Origin of the sequence: Cellulomonas sp. KH9 (genome assembly GCF_900114185.1) — a bacterium.
GTDB lineage: Bacteria > Actinomycetota > Actinomycetes > Actinomycetales > Cellulomonadaceae > Cellulomonas.
Genome location: NZ_FOSE01000002.1, coordinates 50,058 through 64,763 on the forward strand (window position 1 = coordinate 50,058; position 14,706 = coordinate 64,763).

Genomic DNA, 14,706 nt, shown 5'->3' on the forward strand with positions numbered 1-14,706 from the left:
CGCGACGTGACGTGCGTCCCGCCGGCCGCCCGGGCCTGCGCGAGGATGGGGGTGTGACGCCCGAGCTGCTGGCCCAACCGCTGCTGGAGGTCGCCGGCGTGTTCGTCGGGGCCATGTCCGGCGCTCTGGCGGCGGTGCGCAAGCAGTTCGACATCTTCGGCATCCTCGTGCTCGCCTGGGCGGCCGGTCTCGGCGGCGGGGTGCTGCGCGACGTGCTGATCGGTGCGGTGCCGCCCGTCGGCATCAGCGACCTGCGCCTCATGGCGGCCGCGCTCGCCGGCGGGCTCGTCATGTACTTCGGCCACCCGCGGCTCGAGCGTGCCCGCCGCGTCATCAACGTCCTCGACGCCGGCGCCCTGGCGCTCTTCACGGTGGTCGGGACCATGAAGGGCCTGGAGTACGGGACCACCGCGGTGGCCGCCGTCGTGGTGGGCGTGCTCACCGGGGTCGGGGGCGGCATGCTGCGGGACCTCCTCACGGGCGAGGTGCCGGTCGTGCTGCACCACCGGCAGCTCTACGCCGTCCCCGCCCTGCTGGGGTCCGCCGCGGTGGTCGCGCTGTGGCACCTGGGATGGGCCGGCGGGGTCGGCCTCGGCGCCGTCGCCGCGGGTGTCTTCGTGCTGCGCGTCGCCGCGCTGCGGTTCCGCCTCAACGCCCCGGGACCGTGGCGGGGGAGCGGGTCCGGCGGGGCCCGCTGACGCCGTCGGCGCGGGGTGCGCGGCCGCCTGCGGCAGGATGGCGGGGTGAGCACGCCTCCCGCCGGCCCGTCCGCCACCCCGTCCACGGAACCGTCCGCGGAACCGTCCGCCCAGCTCGTCGCCGACCTCGTGGCCGTCGCCCGGCAGGTCGCCGTGGCCGCCGGCCGGCTGGTGCACGACGGCCGTCCCGAGACCGTCGGGGTGGCCGCGACCAAGTCGAGCGCCGTCGACGTCGTCACCGCCATGGACCTGGCCAGCGAGGAGCTGGTGCGTGCCGAGCTCGCCCGGCTGCGACCCGACGACGGCATCCTCGGGGAGGAGGGCGGACACGTGGCCGGCACGTCGGGTGTCACGTGGGTGGTCGACCCCATCGACGGCACCGTGAACTACCTCTACGGGCTGCCCGCGTACGCCGTGAGCGTCGCCGCGGTCCTCGGCGAGCCCGCCCCGGGCGCGTGGACCGTCCTCGCCGGCTGCGTGCACGCACCGGCGACGGGGGAGATGTGGGCCGCGGGACGCGGGCAGGGTGCCCACCTCGACGGGCGTCCGCTCGTCGTGGCTCCGGCACCGCCGCTCGACCGGTGCCTGCTCGGCACCGGGTTCGGGTACGTCGCCGAGCGGCGCCGCGCCCAGGCCCGTGTGCTGGCGGAGCTGCTGCCCCGGGTGCGTGACGTGCGCCGGGCGGGAGCCGCCGCCATCGACCTGTGCCAGGTCGCCACGGGCAGGCTCGACCTGTACTACGAGCGCGGGCTGCAGCCCTGGGACCTCGCGGCCGCCGGTCTGGTGGTGGCGGAGGCCGGTGGTGTCGTGACGGGGCTGCGCGGCCGCCCGGCCGGGCCCGACATGGTGGTCGCGGGCTCGTCGGAGCGGGTCGCCGAGCTGGTCGCACTGCTCGCGGGGCTGGACGCGGACGCCCCCGACTAGCCGTCCGGCGACGCGGTGTGCGACCGTGGTCACGGTGGTCCGCGATAGCGGTCTGACCTGCGGCGACGGTGCCCGGCGAGTGGTGCGCGTCATGTCCGCGGACATGGGCACGTGTCCTTGTTCGCATCCAGGCCGGAAGTAATGCAGAATCCGACCCGCGCCGGGAACAAAACGCTGACGTGGCGCCTTGATCCCGCGTACCACGATCACTGCTGCAGAAGACGGAGTGTGACGCTCACACATGGCAACCGACTACGACGCCCCGCGCAAGACCGAGGAGGACCTGAGCGAGGACTCGCTCCAGGAGCTCCAGGCCCGGCGCTCCGACAAGAACTCGGGCGTGGTGGACGAGGACGAGACGGAGGCTGCCGAGGGCTTCGAGCTGCCCGGCGCCGACCTGTCCGGCGAGGAGCTCTCCGTCCGCGTCCTTCCCCGCCAGGCCGACGAGTTCACGTGCTCGAAGTGCTTCCTGGTGCACCACCGCAGTCAGCTCGCCTACGAGCGCGACGGCATGCCCGTCTGCTCGGAGTGCGCTGCCTGACGACGCGCCTCGTCGACCACCGACCGGCCGGTCACCCCTCGGGGTGGCCGGCCGGCGTCGTGCCGGGGGCGGGTCGGGTGCCCGGCTGCGCGCCGGACGCCAGCAGCGTGGCGACGAGCCGGTCGGGGCGCCGCGTCGAGACGATCCAGTACGGGGTCGGGTCCTGCGGGTCCACGACCTCGACACGCACCGCGGTGCCGATCCACGACCGGAGGCAGGCGTACGCGCGGGCGTCCAGAGCCGGCCCGAGCTCGGTGCGCAGCGCGGTGCGGTCGAGGACCCGGGGTGCGGCCAGCACGTCGACCGGGATCCGCGCGGGGCCTGCCTGCAGTGTGCCCTGCGCGACCCGGACCAGGGGAGTGGTGAGCACCGCACCGGCCAGCCCGGCGCCCAGCGCGAGCACCCCCGCCGCGAGGGCCAGCCGCGTGTCGACGGGCACGAAGGCGATCCCGAGAACGACGGCGAAGGCGACGACCGCGACCCAGCCCAGGGGGCCGGGCCACAGCTGCTCGCGGAAGCGGCGGGCGTGGTCGTCCGTGCCGGACGGCTCGGGAGGTGTGCCGGGGTCGGGTGTGGCGGTCATGCGCCCAGGATCTCATCGCGTGCGGCCCCCGCGCGGTGCGGGACGGCCGCGTCGCGGGCCGCGGGGCGCTGCCCGGCGGGGCCGGCGGACGGCTGTGCCGCGGTGTGGCGCAGGGTGGCGCGGGTCGCGCGCGCCCACGGTAGGGTCGGCCCCCGTGACAGCGACCAGCCATCCCGCCCCGCACGAGCCCGGCACGGACGTCCCGGTGCTGCTGCGGCGGCTCGACCCGGACCTGCCCGCCCCGGCGTACGCGCACCCCGGTGACGCGGGCGCCGACCTGGTGGCACGCGAGGACGTCACCCTCGCGCCCGGGCAGCGGGCGACGGTCCCCACGGGCGTCTCCATCGCGCTGCCCGTGGGCTACGCGGCGTTCGTGCACCCCCGCTCGGGGCTCGCGGCACGCCACGGCCTCACGGTCGTCAACGCGCCCGGCACGGTCGACGCGGGCTACCGGGGCGAGATCGCGGTGACGCTGCTCAACACCGACCGGGACCACCCGGTGGAGCTGCACCGCGGTGACCGCATCGCCCAGCTGGTGGTGCAGCGCGTCGAGCGTGCGGCGTTCGTCGAGGTCGACGCGCTGCCGGACTCGGTGCGGGGCGCCGGGGGCTTCGGGTCCAGCGGGGGCTGGGCGGCGGCCGCGGGCGGGGCGTCCACGGCGTGATCGCGACCCGGCCGCCGGCCGGGAGCGGAACTACTGTCGTCATGATCGTCGTTGAGGATCATGAGGACGTCGATGCAGGGCGAGGGCGCGCGAGCGCCGGTCGGAGGAAGCGAAGTGGGTCTGTTCCGTCGTGGCCCGAAGGAGGGCGGCGCGGCCGACGCACCGGCCGACGCCCCGCAGGACGAGACGCAGGACGTCGAGGCCGCGGAGCTGCCGGCACCCGACGCGCGCGGTCCCTGGGACGTCGACGCACCCCACCCCGACGTGCCGCGGGTGGACCTCGGTGCCATCCAGCTGCCGTCGGTCGAGGGCATGGAGGTGCGCCTCGAGGTCGACAAGGCGTCGAACGTCGTCTCGGCCGTGGCCGTGCTGCTCGAGGGGTCGTCGCTGCAGCTCCAGGCGTTCGCCGCGCCGCGCAGCGAGGGCATCTGGGACGAGATCCGCGGTGAGATCGCCGCGTCCATCACGCAGCAGGGCGGGACCGTGGACGACCTGCCCGGCCCGTTCGGTCGGGAGCTGCTCGCCCGGCTGCCGGTGCGCACCCCCGAGGGCCGTACGGGTCACCGGCCCGCGCGCTTCATCGGCAGCGACGGTCCGCGGTGGTTCGTGCGCGGCGTGCTCACGGGTCGCGCCGCCGTCGAGCCCGACGCCGCGGGGCGGCTCGAGGAGCTCTTCGGCCAGGTCGTCGTCGTGCGCGGCACGGACGCGCGGCCGCCGCGCGACCTGCTCCCGCTGCAGCTGCCGGGCGGCGCGACGCCGCCGCCCCCGCCGCCGGCGAACCCGCGGCTGGCGCCCCCCGAGCGTGGCCCGGAGATCACGGAGATCGGATGACCCTCACCGACAGGTTCCGCAAGGTCGTGGCCTCCCGGGCGGAGATCGAGGCCGACGAGGAGCGGGCCGACGCGTTGCGCGTGCCCGGGTGCTGCCCGGTCGCCGCGCTGCCGCACCGCCAGCGGGCACGGGTCAGCGGCGTCCTGCGCTCGGTGACGCTGCGACCGCGCGAGGGTGTCCCCGCCATCGAGGCCGAGCTCTACGACGGCTCGGGCGCGCTCGACCTCGTGTGGCTGGGGCGTCGCCGCATCGCGGGCATCGAGCCGGGACGACGGCTGAAGGTGGACGGCATGGTGTGCCTCGTCGACGGCCGCCGCACGGTGTTCAACCCGCGCTACGAGCTGCGCGCGCGACCGGGGGAGTGAGCCGATGAGCGAGCCGAGGGACCGACGGCCCGGACCGCACGACGACGAGCCGGTGGTGCTCGACGCGATCGACGACGCCGTGCCGCCCGAGGAGGGTGGCGCCCGTGGGCTGCGTGCCATCACGGCCGACGAGTTCTCGGCCGCCGACGCCGTCGGCGGTGTCCGCGGCATGGTCGAGGCCGTGGCGCCGGGGCTGCTCTTCGTGGTGGTCTACATCGCAGCAGGTCAGCAGCTGCGCCCCGCGCTGATCGCGGCCTCGGTGGCCGCGGTGCTGGCCGTGGTGGCACGCCTGGTGCAGCGCACGCCGGTCACGCAGGCGTTCTCGGGCGTGCTGGGCGTGGGCATCGGCGTGGTGTGGGCGTGGCGGACCGGTGACGCGAGCGACTACTTCGCGTACGGGCTGCTCGTCAATGCCGCGTACCTGGTGGGGACCCTCGTCTCGGTCGTCGCCGGCTGGCCCCTCGTGGGCCTCGTCGTCGGTCTGTTCAGCGCCCGTGGCCCACTGGGCGGCGGGCCGTGGTCCGCGGCCGTCGAGTGGCGCCACGACCCGGCGCTGCGCCGTCGCTACGCGTTGGCCACGTGGCCGTGGGTCGGCATGTTCGGGCTGCGGCTGCTGGTGCAGCTGCCGCTCTTCCTGGCCGACGAGGTCGTGTGGCTCGGCACCGCGAAGCTCGCGATGGGGCTGCCGCTGACGGCCGTGGCCCTGTGGCTCAGCTGGATGCTGGTCCGTGGGTCAGCAGGTGCTCCAGCGCCTTCTCGTCCACCTCGCGGCCCGTGACGAACAGCAGCTCGTCGCGCCCCTCCAGGGTGTCGTCCGGGCTCGGCGCGATGGGTCGCGTGTCACGCACGATGCAGGCGAGCACCGTGTCGGTGGGCCACGCGATCTGACCCACCCGCAGCCCCGCCAACGGGGACCCCTCCGGCAGCGTGAGCTCGAGGATGTCCGCCTTGGACTGGTGGAATGTGAAGATCCGCACGAGGTCCCCGACCGCGACGGCCTCCTCGACCATCGCGGTCATGATGCGGGGGGTCGACACGGCGACGTCGACGCCCCAGCCCGCGTCGAACATCCACTCGTTCTTCGGGTTGTTCACGCGTGCCACGGTCCGCGGCACGCCGAACTCCGTCTTGGCGAGCAGCGAGATGACGAGGTTCGCCTTGTCGTCGCCCGTCGCGGCGACCATCACGTCGCACTCGTCGGCGCGCACGTCGCGCAGCGTGGGCAGCTCGCACGCGTCGGCGAGCAGCCAGTCGGCGTCGGCCACCTGGGCGACGCGCATGGCCGACGGCTGGCGGTCCACGAGGGTGACCTCGTGGTCGTGGGCGAGCAGCTCCCGCGCGATGGACCGGCCGACCGAGCCCGCGCCGGCGATGACGACCCTCACGCGCCGACCGCCGGCGGTGCGGTGAGGACCCGCTCGACGGCGGGGGCCTGCGCGACCTCGAGGAGCATGTGCACGATGTCGTTCTCCTGGAGGACGGAGCCGGCGGCGGGCAGCAGCCCGTCGCCGTAGCGGGTGACGTAGGCGACGCGCGCGCCGCTGGCGCTCTCGAGGGCGCGCAGCGGGCGTCCGACCCAGCCCGGGTGGACGTCGACCTGCGTGAGCTGGATGCGCCCGGAGGCGTCGCGGTACTCGTCGGTGGTCCCCATCGGCAGCATCCGCCGCAGGACCTGGTCGGCGGTCCACCGCACGGTGGCCACGGTCGGGATGCCGAGGCGCTGGTAGATCTCGGCGCGGTGCGGGTCGTAGATGCGGGCGACGACGTTCTCGACGCCGAAGGTCTCGCGCACCACGCGGGCGGCGAGGATGTTGGAGTTGTCCCCGTCGGACACGGCGGCGAACGCGTAGGTGTCGTCGATGCCGGCGGTGCGCAGGGTGTCGCGGTCGAACCCGAGGCCGGTCACCTTGTTGCCGGAGAAGCCGGCGTCGAGTCGGCGGAACGCGTCGGGGTTCTGGTCGATGACGGCCACGGAGTGACCGCGGGACTCCAGGGACTGCGCGAGCGTCGCACCCACGCGCCCGCATCCCATGATGACGAAGTGCACAGCCGGTCACGCTATACCCGGCGGTGCCGGGGGCGCAGCGTGTCAGCCGGCGTGACCCGTGGGCCCACCCGCGTGTGCGCGGTGCCGGACGGGCATACGATCGCTCATCGTGTCGGACCTCGCAGATGCCGCCAAGCGGCTCGTGCTCGGCCGTCCGGTCCGCAGCGACCGGCTGGGCCACACGCTGCTCCCCAAGCGCATCGCCCTGCCCGTCTTCGCGTCCGACGCGCTCTCCTCCGTCGCGTACGCCCCCGACGAGATCCTCCTCACGCTGTCCCTGGCGGGGCTCACCGCGCTGACCGTCTCGCCGTGGGTCGGGCTGGGCGTCGCGGTCGTGCTGCTGACGGTGGTGGCGTCCTACCGCCAGAACGTGCACGCGTACCCCTCGGGCGGCGGCGACTACGAGGTCGCGTCGGTCAACCTCGGCCCGAAGGCGGGCGTCACGGTCGCGAGCGCCCTGCTCGTGGACTACGTGCTGACCGTGGCGGTGTCGATCTCGTCCGGGGCGCAGTACGCCGCCACCGCCCTCCCGGCGCTGCGCGGGCACGAGACGTCGTTCGCGATCGCGCTGGTCGTGGTGCTCACGCTGCTCAACCTGCGGGGCGTCAAGGAGTCGGGCACCCTCTTCGCCGTCCCCGTGTACCTCTTCATGGGCGCGATGGGCTCGCTCGCGGTGGTCGGCGCCGTGCGCTACTTCTCGGGGACCCTGCCGCCGGCCGAGAGCGCCGGCCTGGGCGTCGCAGCCGAGCAGGGGTTCGACCAGGGGCTCATGGGCCTGGCGGGCGGTTTCCTCGTGCTGCGCGCGTTCGCGTCGGGCTGCGCCGCCCTGACCGGTGTCGAGGCGATCAGCAACGGTGTGCCCGCCTTCCGGAAGCCGAAGTCGCGCAACGCCGCCACGACGCTGGCGCTGCTCGGGTCCATCTCGATCGCGATGATCCTGTCGATCCTGCTGCTCGCGCAGGCCACGGGCGTGAGGTTCGTCGACGACCCCGCCACGCAGCTGCTCCGGGACGGCGTGCCGGTCGGCGAGGGGTACGAGCAGCACCCCGTCATCAGCCAGCTCGCGGGTGCCGTGTTCTCCGGGCAGCACCTGCTGTTCGTGCTCGTGTCGGTCGTCACGGGCCTGATCCTGGTGCTGGCCGCCAACACCGCCTTCAACGGCTTCCCCGTCCTGGGCTCGATCCTGGCCCGCGACGGCTACCTGCCGCGCCAGCTGCACACCCGCGGCGACCGGCTGGCGTTCTCCAACGGCATCGTCACGCTCGCCCTGGGCGCGATCGCGCTCATCTGGGCGTTCGACGCGCAGGTCACGCGGCTCATCCAGCTGTACATCGTCGGGGTGTTCGTCTCGTTCACGCTGTCACAGCTGGGCATGGTGCGGCACTGGACGCGCGGGCTGCGCACCGAGCCCGACCCGCAGGCCCGCGCACGGATGCGACGGTCCCGCGTGGTCAACGCGATCGGCCTGGGCATGACGGCCACCGTCCTGGTGATCGTGCTGGCCACCAAGTTCCTGCTCGGTGCGTGGATCGCGATCCTGGCGATGGCGGGCGTCTACGGCGTGATGCAGGCCGTGCACCGCCACTACTCGCGCGTGCGTGCCGAGCTGGCGCTCGGCGCCGACGAGCAGTCGGCCCGTGCGCTGCCCAGCCGCGTCCACGCCGTCGTGCTGGTGTCGCACCTGCACCGTCCCACGATGCGTGCGCTCGCGTACGCCCGCGCGTCGCGGCCCAACGTCGTGGAGGCCGTGACGGTCGGTGTCGACGCCGACGAGGTCGCGGCGCTGCGCGCGCAGTGGGAGGCGGCCGACGTCCCCGTCCCGCTGAAGGTCCTGGACTCGCCGTTCCGCGAGATCACGCGCCCGGTCCTCACGTACGTGCGCTCGATCCGCCGTGAGAGCCCGCGCGACCTCGTGGTGGTCTACATCCCCGAGTACGTCGTGGGCCACTGGTGGGAGCACCTGCTGCACAACCAGAGCGCGCTGCGCCTCAAGAGCCGGCTGCTGTTCACACCCGGCGTGGTCGTCGCCTCCGTGCCCTGGCAGCTCGCGTCGTCGGCCGGGCAGACGGGGCTCGAGGACTCGGTCCGAGGTACCGTACCGGGTGCCTTCTGAGACCCTGCGCAACGGAACGATCGTCGACCTGGAGATCGGCCCGGTGGCCCACGGAGGCCACTGCGTCGCCCGTCACGAGGGCCGGGTCGTGTTCGTCCGGCACACCCTGCCCGGGGAGCGGGTGCGTGCGCGGCTGACCGACGCGTCCCCGGACGCGTCGTTCTGGCGCGCGGACGCCGTCGAGGTCCTCGAGGCGTCCCCGGACCGTGTGCCGTCCGCCTGGCCCGCCGCGGGTCCCGGCGGTGTCGGCGGGGGTGAGCTCGCCCACGTCGCGCTGCCGGCCCAGCGGGCGTGGAAGCGCGCGGTGCTGGCCGAGCAGCTGCGACGCCTCGCGAAGCTCGACCTGGAGCCCGAGGTCGTGGCGGCGCCCGGCGACGACGCGCGCGGCGGCCTGGCCTGGCGCACGCGCATCGACCTGCACGTCGACGCCGAGGGGCGCGCCGGGATGCGCGCGTACCGGTCGCACGACGTCCTGCCGCTGACGGACATGCCGTTGGCCACCGAGCACGTCGCGGCGCTCGGGCTGTTCGACCGGCGCTGGCCGGCCGGCTCGCGGATCGAGGCCGTCGCCCCGGCGGACGGCTCCTCGGCGCTGGTGCTGCTCGACGGCGCGCCGTTCGACCTGCACAGCAACCGTCGTGACCTGCGCCCCAACGCGCGCGCCGCGGTGCGTGAGCACGTGGACGTCGCCGGCACGGCGTACGACTACCGCGTGGCCGCCGCCGGGTTCTGGCAGGTGCACCGCGAGGCCCCCGCGCTGCTCGCCTCCCGCGTGCTGGAGGCCGTCGGGGACGTCGCGGGTGCGACGGTGCTCGACCTGTACTCCGGCGCCGGGCTGTTCTCCGCGCCGCTCGCCGACGCGATCGGCCCCGACGGGCGCCTGGTGGCCGTCGAGGGCGACGAGCGTGCCGTGCGCGACGCGCGCCGCAACGCGCACGACCGCCCCCAGGTCGAGCTGCACGCCGGGGACGTGCTCGACGTGCTGCGCGGGCGGCGCGGCGCAGCACCCGCCGTGGCGGCGGCGGACGTCGTGGTGCTGGACCCGCCGCGCACGGGCGCCGGTCGCAAGGTCGTCGACGCGATCGCCGCGCTGCGTCCGCGCCGTGTCGTGTACGTCGCGTGCGACCCCGCGGCGCTCGCGCGCGACGTGGCCCTGCTGGGTGAGCGGGGCTGGTCGGACGTGACGATCACGGGGCACGACCTCTTCCCGATGACGCACCACCTGGAGGCCGTCGCCGTCCTCGACCGCTGAGCGCGCGCCGCCGCGCGGAGCGCACCGGGCGGGCCTAGCGTGGTGGCGGGCCCGCGGGCCGGGCCCCGACGGGACCCCGTCGCGGACGGACGATGAGGAGCGGACGATGACCGAGTCGCAGGACGCCGCCAGCCGGCTCGCGGAGGCGAGCCGCATCGCGACCCAGGAGCTGCACAAGCAGGGCACCCCGGACTACGACCCGCGGGCCCACGAGCGTGCCGTGGAGGCCGAGCGCAAGGCGGCCGAGGCGCTGCGGGCGAGCCGTGAGGGCGACGCGGGCTGACAGCACACGGCACCGACGAGGGGTGGTCCGGTCGCGGGCCGCCCCTCGCGGCGTGTCGAGCCGGCGTGTCGGCGGGCGTGCGGGTCAGCGTGTCGGCCCGTGCGCGGGACCGCACCGAGGCGGTACGATCTATCTCGACATCAAGATACTTGCACGGGCACCCGTCCGACCGCGTCCTAGGCTGGGCCGCGGGCAGGGCCCGACCGCCGGGACGTGAGCGCCCGGACACACGTCAGCGAAGGAGCGCCAGTGAGCAGCGTCGACAGCTTCGGATCGAAGGGAACTCTCGAGGTCGGTGACGCCTCGTACGAGATCTACCGGCTCGGGGCCGTCCCCGGCGTGGAGCGGCTGCCGTACAGCCTGAAGATCCTCGCGGAGAACCTGCTGCGCACCGAGGACGGTGCCAACATCACCGCGGACCACGTGCGCGCGATTGCCGGCTGGGACCCGCAGGCGGTGCCCGACACCGAGATCCAGTTCACGCCGGCGCGCGTCATCATGCAGGACTTCACGGGTGTGCCCTGCGTGGTCGACCTCGCGACGATGCGGGAGGCCGTGGCGGACCTCGGTGGCGACCCGGAGCGGATCAACCCGCTCGCACCCGCCGAGCTCGTCATCGACCACTCGGTGCAGATCGACGTCGCCGGGCGCCGCGACGCGTTCGCGCGCAACGTCGAGCTCGAGTACGAGCGCAACTTCGAGCGCTACCAGTTCCTGCGGTGGGGCCAGACGGCCTTCGACGACTTCAAGGTCGTCCCCCCGGGCACCGGCATCGTGCACCAGGTCAACATCGAGTACCTGGCGCGCGTCGTCATGGTGCGCGACGGCAAGGCGTACCCCGACACGTGCGTCGGCACCGACTCGCACACCACGATGGTCAACGGCCTGGGCGTGCTCGGCTGGGGCGTCGGCGGCATCGAGGCCGAGGCGGCCATGCTCGGCCAGCCGGTGTCGATGCTCATCCCGCGCGTCGTCGGCTTCAAGCTCACCGGGACCATCCCGCCCGGCGTGACCGCCACCGACGTCGTCCTGACGATCACGCAGCAGCTGCGCCAGCACGGCGTCGTCGGCAAGTTCGTCGAGTTCTACGGCGACGGCGTCGCCTCGGTGCCGCTGGCCAACCGCGCGACCATCGGCAACATGAGCCCCGAGTTCGGCTCCACCGCCGCGATCTTCCCGATCGACGGCGTGACCATGGACTACCTGCGCCTGACGGGGCGCTCCGAGGAGCAGCTCGCGCTCGTCGAGGCGTACGCCAAGGAGCAGGGCCTGTGGCACGACCCGGCTGCGCCCGGGTACGTCGAGCCCGTGTTCTCCGAGTACCTCGAGCTGGACCTGTCGAGCGTGGTCCCGTCGATCGCCGGGCCGAAGCGCCCGCAGGACCGCATCGAGCTCTCGGCGGCCAAGGAGTCGTTCGCGACGACGATCGTCGACTACGTCTCCGACGTCGAGGCCGCGCCGTTCACGGGGCTCGACGAGTCCGTCGACGAGACCTTCCCGGCCTCCGACCCGATCGCGGCCGGCGAGCACGCGGACGACTCCGACAAGCCGGCCGACGTGCCGAACGGCGACGCCGCGCGCCGCCCGCACAAGCGCGTGCCGGTCACGCTCGCGGACGGTACGGCGACCGAGCTCGACCACGGGCACGTCGTCATCGCCTCCATCACGAGCTGCACCAACACGTCGAACCCGTCGGTCATGCTCGCCGCGGCGCTGCTCGCGCGGAACGCGGTCGAGAAGGGCCTGTCGGCCAAGCCGTGGGTCAAGACGTCGATGGCGCCCGGCTCGCAGGTCGTCACCAACTACTACGAGAAGGCCGGTCTGTGGCCGGCGCTCGAGAAGCTGGGCTTCCACCTGGTCGGCTACGGCTGCGCGACCTGCATCGGCAACTCGGGCCCGCTCGCCGACGAGATCTCGGCCGCCGTCAACGAGCACGACCTGTCGGTCGTCTCGGTCCTCTCGGGCAACCGCAACTTCGAGGGGCGGATCAACCCCGACGTGAAGATGAACTACCTGGCGTCCCCGCCGCTGGTCATCGCGTACGCGCTGGCCGGGACGATGGACTTCGACTTCGAGAACGAGCCCCTGGGCACCACCGAGGCGGGCGAGCAGGTGTTCCTGCGGGACATCTGGCCGTCGCCGGAGGACGTGCAGGCGACCATCGACGCGTCGATCGACCGCCAGATGTTCGAGTCCGACTACGCCGACGTCTTCGCGGGCGACGACCGGTGGCGTGCGCTGCCGACGCCCGAGGGCAACGTCTTCGACTGGGACGCCGACTCCACGTACGTCCGCAAGCCCCCGTACTTCGAGGGCATGGGCGCGACGCCGGAGCCCGTCACGGACATCTCGGGTGCCCGCGTGCTCGCCAAGCTGGGCGACTCGGTCACGACCGACCACATCAGCCCCGCCGGCTCCATCAAGGCGGACAGCCCGGCGGGTCGGTACCTCGCGGAGCACGGCGTGGAGCGTCGTGACTTCAACTCCTACGGCTCGCGCCGTGGCAACCACGAGGTCATGATCCGTGGGACGTTCGCCAACATCCGGCTGCGCAACCAGCTGGTGCCCGGCGTCGAGGGCGGCTTCACGGTCAACTGGCTCGAGGGCGGCACCGAGCAGACGACGATCTACGACGCGGCGCAGGCCTACCAGGCCGCGGGCGTGCCGCTCGTGATCCTCGGCGGCAAGGAGTACGGGTCCGGCTCGTCGCGTGACTGGGCGGCCAAGGGCACCAGCCTGCTGGGCGTGCGTGCGGTCATCACCGAGAGCTTCGAGCGGATCCACCGCTCCAACCTCATCGGGATGGGCGTGCTGCCGCTGCAGTTCCCCGAGGGCGAGTCCGCGGACTCCCTGGGCCTGGACGGCTCGGAGACGTTCGACATCGCCGGCGTCACCGCGCTCAACGAGGGCACGACGCCGCGCACGGTGAAGGTCACGGCCACGAAGGCCGACGGCACGGCCGTCGAGTTCGACGCGGTCGTGCGCATCGACACCCCCGGCGAGGCGGACTACTACCGCAACGGCGGGATCCTGCAGTACGTGCTGCGCCAGGTGGCCGGGGTCGCCTGACCCCGCGGTCGTCGCAGCTCCCCGAGGGGGCGTCCCGCACGACGGGGCGCCCCCTCGGGCGTGTCGGGGACCCTGCTCGACGGTACGGCGCCCGCTAGGGTGCACGCCCCGCGCCGACGACCGTCGGCGACACCCGTGAAGGGGCAGGCATGAACGCAGGAGCGGGGGAGGCGGATCGTCTCGCGCTCGTCGGGTGGCTGCTGGTCGTGTGGGGCGTGCTGCTGGTGGGAGCCGTCTTCCTGCAGCCGTGGGCGTCGTGCGAGGAGGAGGACTCGTCCGCGGGCTGCCCGGTGCCGCCGCAGGCCGTGCCGTCCATGACCACCGTGCTCGTGGCCGCGCTGGTCGCGGTGCTGGCGGGTGTCGTCGTCCTGCGGACGTCCGACCGCGTCGGGCGTCTGTGACCGAGCGGGCCGGTGGGAGCCGGCCCGGGCGGCTCAGGCCGCCGCGACCTGCGCGGCCGTGTGACGGCCGATCTCGGCCATCAGCGGGTACTCCTCGGGGTGCGCGAGCAGCACCGGCACGTACGACGCCGCCCAGGCCCGTGCCCGGACCCACGTCGCGGTATCCCAGTGGTGCGTCTCCTGCGTCCGGGCCACGAAGGCCGCCCGCCCGGCCGGGTCGAACGTCATCCACGCGGTGGCGAGGTCGCTCGCGGGGTCGCCGGAGCACAGGTCGCCGAAGTCGATCAGCCCCGTGAGGTGGCCGCCCGCGGCCACGAGGTTGCCCGGGTGCGGGTCGCCGTGGACCCACACGGGGGCCCGGTCCCACCCGGGCGCTGCCAGGCCCGCGTCGAGCGCGTCGCGCAGGGCGTCGGCGTGCGGGACGTCGGCGGTCAGGCGGGACGTCGTGACCTCGTGCCGCTGCGCCAGGGGCACGCCGCGGTACGGGTTGACGGGGGCGTCGGGCGGCGCGGGCCGGTGCAGCGCGACCAGCGCGTCGGCGAGCTCGGTCGCCCAGCCGGTGCGGTCGGCGACGGGCGTCGCGGCCACCGGTGTGCCGGGCAGCCACGGCACGACGCTCCACGCCCACGGGTAGCCGTGCCCCGGGCGGCCGTCGCGGACCGGGCGGGGGACGGGGACCGGCAGGCGGTCGGCGAGGACCGGCAGCCACCGCTGCTCGCGCTCGATCAGCGTCGACGACATCTCCCGCACAGGGAACCGCAGCGCGAGGTCCTCGCCCAGGCGCCACGTGAGGTTGTCCCAGCCGAACGTGCGCCCGTGCAGCGGAAGGTGCGCGAGGTCGGGGTGCTGCTCGGCGAGCAGCGCGTGGGCGAGGTCCGCGTCGACGTCGACCTCGATCTTGGGGTGGCGGGGCACCGGGGGCGTCGTCACCGGGC

Annotated in this window: 16 protein-coding genes; 12 read left to right on the plus strand and 4 right to left on the minus strand. The window is 74.2% G+C overall.

The features are described from left to right. Positions 1 to 113 precede the first annotated feature (113 nt). From BMZ16_RS06390 to BMZ16_RS06400, 3 genes are all read left to right on the plus strand, one after another. Entirely contained in the window at positions 114 to 698 is a 585-nt protein-coding gene (locus tag BMZ16_RS06390) for a trimeric intracellular cation channel family protein (RefSeq protein WP_089799887.1), read from the plus strand. A 45-nt stretch (positions 699 to 743) separates the two neighbouring features. Further along, positions 744 to 1,622, plus strand: a complete 879-nt coding sequence (locus BMZ16_RS06395; protein ID WP_089798811.1) for an inositol monophosphatase family protein — start codon at positions 744 to 746, stop codon at positions 1,620 to 1,622. Between the two features lie 241 nt (positions 1,623 to 1,863). Continuing rightward, positions 1,864 to 2,163 carry a DUF4193 domain-containing protein gene (locus tag BMZ16_RS06400; RefSeq protein WP_089798812.1) on the plus strand — a complete coding sequence of 100 codons (300 nt, stop codon included), beginning with the start codon at positions 1,864 to 1,866 and terminating at the stop codon, positions 2,161 to 2,163. A gap of 31 nt (positions 2,164 to 2,194) precedes the next feature. On the opposite strand, the gene BMZ16_RS06405 is transcribed toward BMZ16_RS06400, so the two are convergent. Next, positions 2,195 to 2,746: a DUF3093 domain-containing protein gene (locus tag BMZ16_RS06405; RefSeq protein ID WP_089798813.1), complete on the minus strand. Its 552-nt coding sequence runs from the start codon at positions 2,744 to 2,746 to the stop codon at positions 2,195 to 2,197. Positions 2,747 to 2,900: 154 nt separating this feature from the next. On the opposite strand from BMZ16_RS06405, the gene dut reads away from it, so the two are divergent. The 4 genes from dut (at position 2,901) to BMZ16_RS06425 (ending at position 5,384) form a co-directional block, all read left to right on the plus strand. Next, entirely contained in the window at positions 2,901 to 3,410 is a 510-nt protein-coding gene (gene dut / locus BMZ16_RS06410) for a dUTP diphosphatase (RefSeq protein WP_089798814.1), read from the plus strand. 114 nt (positions 3,411 to 3,524) lie between these two features. Next, positions 3,525 to 4,241 (plus strand): DUF3710 domain-containing protein, encoded by a 717-nt coding sequence (locus tag BMZ16_RS06415; RefSeq protein WP_089798815.1) that lies wholly within the window; start codon positions 3,525 to 3,527, stop codon positions 4,239 to 4,241. After that, positions 4,238 to 4,606, plus strand: coding sequence for an OB-fold nucleic acid binding domain-containing protein (locus BMZ16_RS06420; RefSeq protein WP_089798816.1), 369 nt, complete (start codon positions 4,238 to 4,240; stop codon positions 4,604 to 4,606). Before BMZ16_RS06415 ends, BMZ16_RS06420 begins: the two co-directional genes overlap by 4 nt. A gap of 4 nt (positions 4,607 to 4,610) precedes the next feature. Then, positions 4,611 to 5,384 carry a DUF3159 domain-containing protein gene (locus tag BMZ16_RS06425; protein ID WP_089798817.1) on the plus strand — a complete coding sequence of 258 codons (774 nt, stop codon included), beginning with the start codon at positions 4,611 to 4,613 and terminating at the stop codon, positions 5,382 to 5,384. Here BMZ16_RS06425 and BMZ16_RS06430 read toward each other — a convergent pair. Then, complete coding sequence (locus BMZ16_RS06430) at positions 5,317 to 5,991, minus strand: potassium channel family protein (RefSeq protein ID WP_089798818.1); 675 nt, start codon at positions 5,989 to 5,991, stop codon at positions 5,317 to 5,319. The two genes, BMZ16_RS06425 and BMZ16_RS06430, sit on opposite strands and share 68 nt — an antisense overlap. After that, positions 5,988 to 6,638, minus strand: coding sequence for a potassium channel family protein (locus tag BMZ16_RS06435; protein WP_089799888.1), 651 nt, complete (start codon positions 6,636 to 6,638; stop codon positions 5,988 to 5,990). Before BMZ16_RS06435 ends, BMZ16_RS06430 begins: the two co-directional genes overlap by 4 nt. Positions 6,639 to 6,762: 124 nt before the next feature. Here BMZ16_RS06435 and BMZ16_RS06440 point away from each other — a divergent pair, with 124 nt between their 5' ends. The 5 genes from BMZ16_RS06440 (at position 6,763) to BMZ16_RS06460 (ending at position 13,771) form a co-directional block, all read left to right on the plus strand. Next, positions 6,763 to 8,766, plus strand: a complete 2,004-nt coding sequence (locus tag BMZ16_RS06440) for an APC family permease (protein WP_089798819.1) — start codon at positions 6,763 to 6,765, stop codon at positions 8,764 to 8,766. Further along, the gene (locus tag BMZ16_RS06445) at positions 8,756 to 10,018 is read left to right on the plus strand and encodes a class I SAM-dependent RNA methyltransferase (protein WP_089798820.1); all 1,263 of its coding nucleotides are present in this window, start codon (positions 8,756 to 8,758) and stop codon (positions 10,016 to 10,018) included. Before BMZ16_RS06440 ends, BMZ16_RS06445 begins: the two co-directional genes overlap by 11 nt. 106 nt (positions 10,019 to 10,124) lie before the next feature. Continuing rightward, complete coding sequence (locus tag BMZ16_RS06450) at positions 10,125 to 10,301, plus strand: translation initiation factor 2 (protein WP_089798821.1); 177 nt, start codon at positions 10,125 to 10,127, stop codon at positions 10,299 to 10,301. 249 nt (positions 10,302 to 10,550) lie between these two features. Next, positions 10,551 to 13,370: an aconitate hydratase gene (locus BMZ16_RS06455; RefSeq protein WP_089798822.1), complete on the plus strand. Its 2,820-nt coding sequence runs from the start codon at positions 10,551 to 10,553 to the stop codon at positions 13,368 to 13,370. 149 nt (positions 13,371 to 13,519) lie between these two features. After that, entirely contained in the window at positions 13,520 to 13,771 is a 252-nt protein-coding gene (locus tag BMZ16_RS06460) for a hypothetical protein (protein WP_089798823.1), read from the plus strand. Between the two features lie 33 nt (positions 13,772 to 13,804). On the opposite strand, the gene BMZ16_RS06465 is transcribed toward BMZ16_RS06460, so the two are convergent. Next, a complete protein-coding gene (locus tag BMZ16_RS06465) occupies positions 13,805 to 14,701 on the minus strand; it encodes an aminoglycoside phosphotransferase family protein (protein ID WP_089798824.1) in 897 nt (298 codons plus the stop codon). Positions 14,702 to 14,706: the final 5 nt, after the last annotated feature.

Coding starts and splice junctions, on each gene's coding strand:
- BMZ16_RS06390 (WP_089799887.1), top strand. CDS start 114: ATGTCCGGCGCTCTGGCGGCGGTGCGCAAGCAGTTCGACATCTTCGGC.
- BMZ16_RS06400 (WP_089798812.1), top strand. CDS start 1,864: ATGGCAACCGACTACGACGCCCCGCGCAAGACCGAGGAGGACCTGAGC.
- BMZ16_RS06405 (WP_089798813.1), bottom strand. CDS start 2,746: ATGACCGCCACACCCGACCCCGGCACACCTCCCGAGCCGTCCGGCACG.
- BMZ16_RS06420 (WP_089798816.1), top strand. CDS start 4,238: ATGACCCTCACCGACAGGTTCCGCAAGGTCGTGGCCTCCCGGGCGGAG.
- BMZ16_RS06425 (WP_089798817.1), top strand. CDS start 4,611: ATGAGCGAGCCGAGGGACCGACGGCCCGGACCGCACGACGACGAGCCG.
- BMZ16_RS06435 (WP_089799888.1), bottom strand. CDS start 6,638: ATGGGATGCGGGCGCGTGGGTGCGACGCTCGCGCAGTCCCTGGAGTCC.
- BMZ16_RS06450 (WP_089798821.1), top strand. CDS start 10,125: ATGACCGAGTCGCAGGACGCCGCCAGCCGGCTCGCGGAGGCGAGCCGC.
- BMZ16_RS06460 (WP_089798823.1), top strand. CDS start 13,520: ATGAACGCAGGAGCGGGGGAGGCGGATCGTCTCGCGCTCGTCGGGTGG.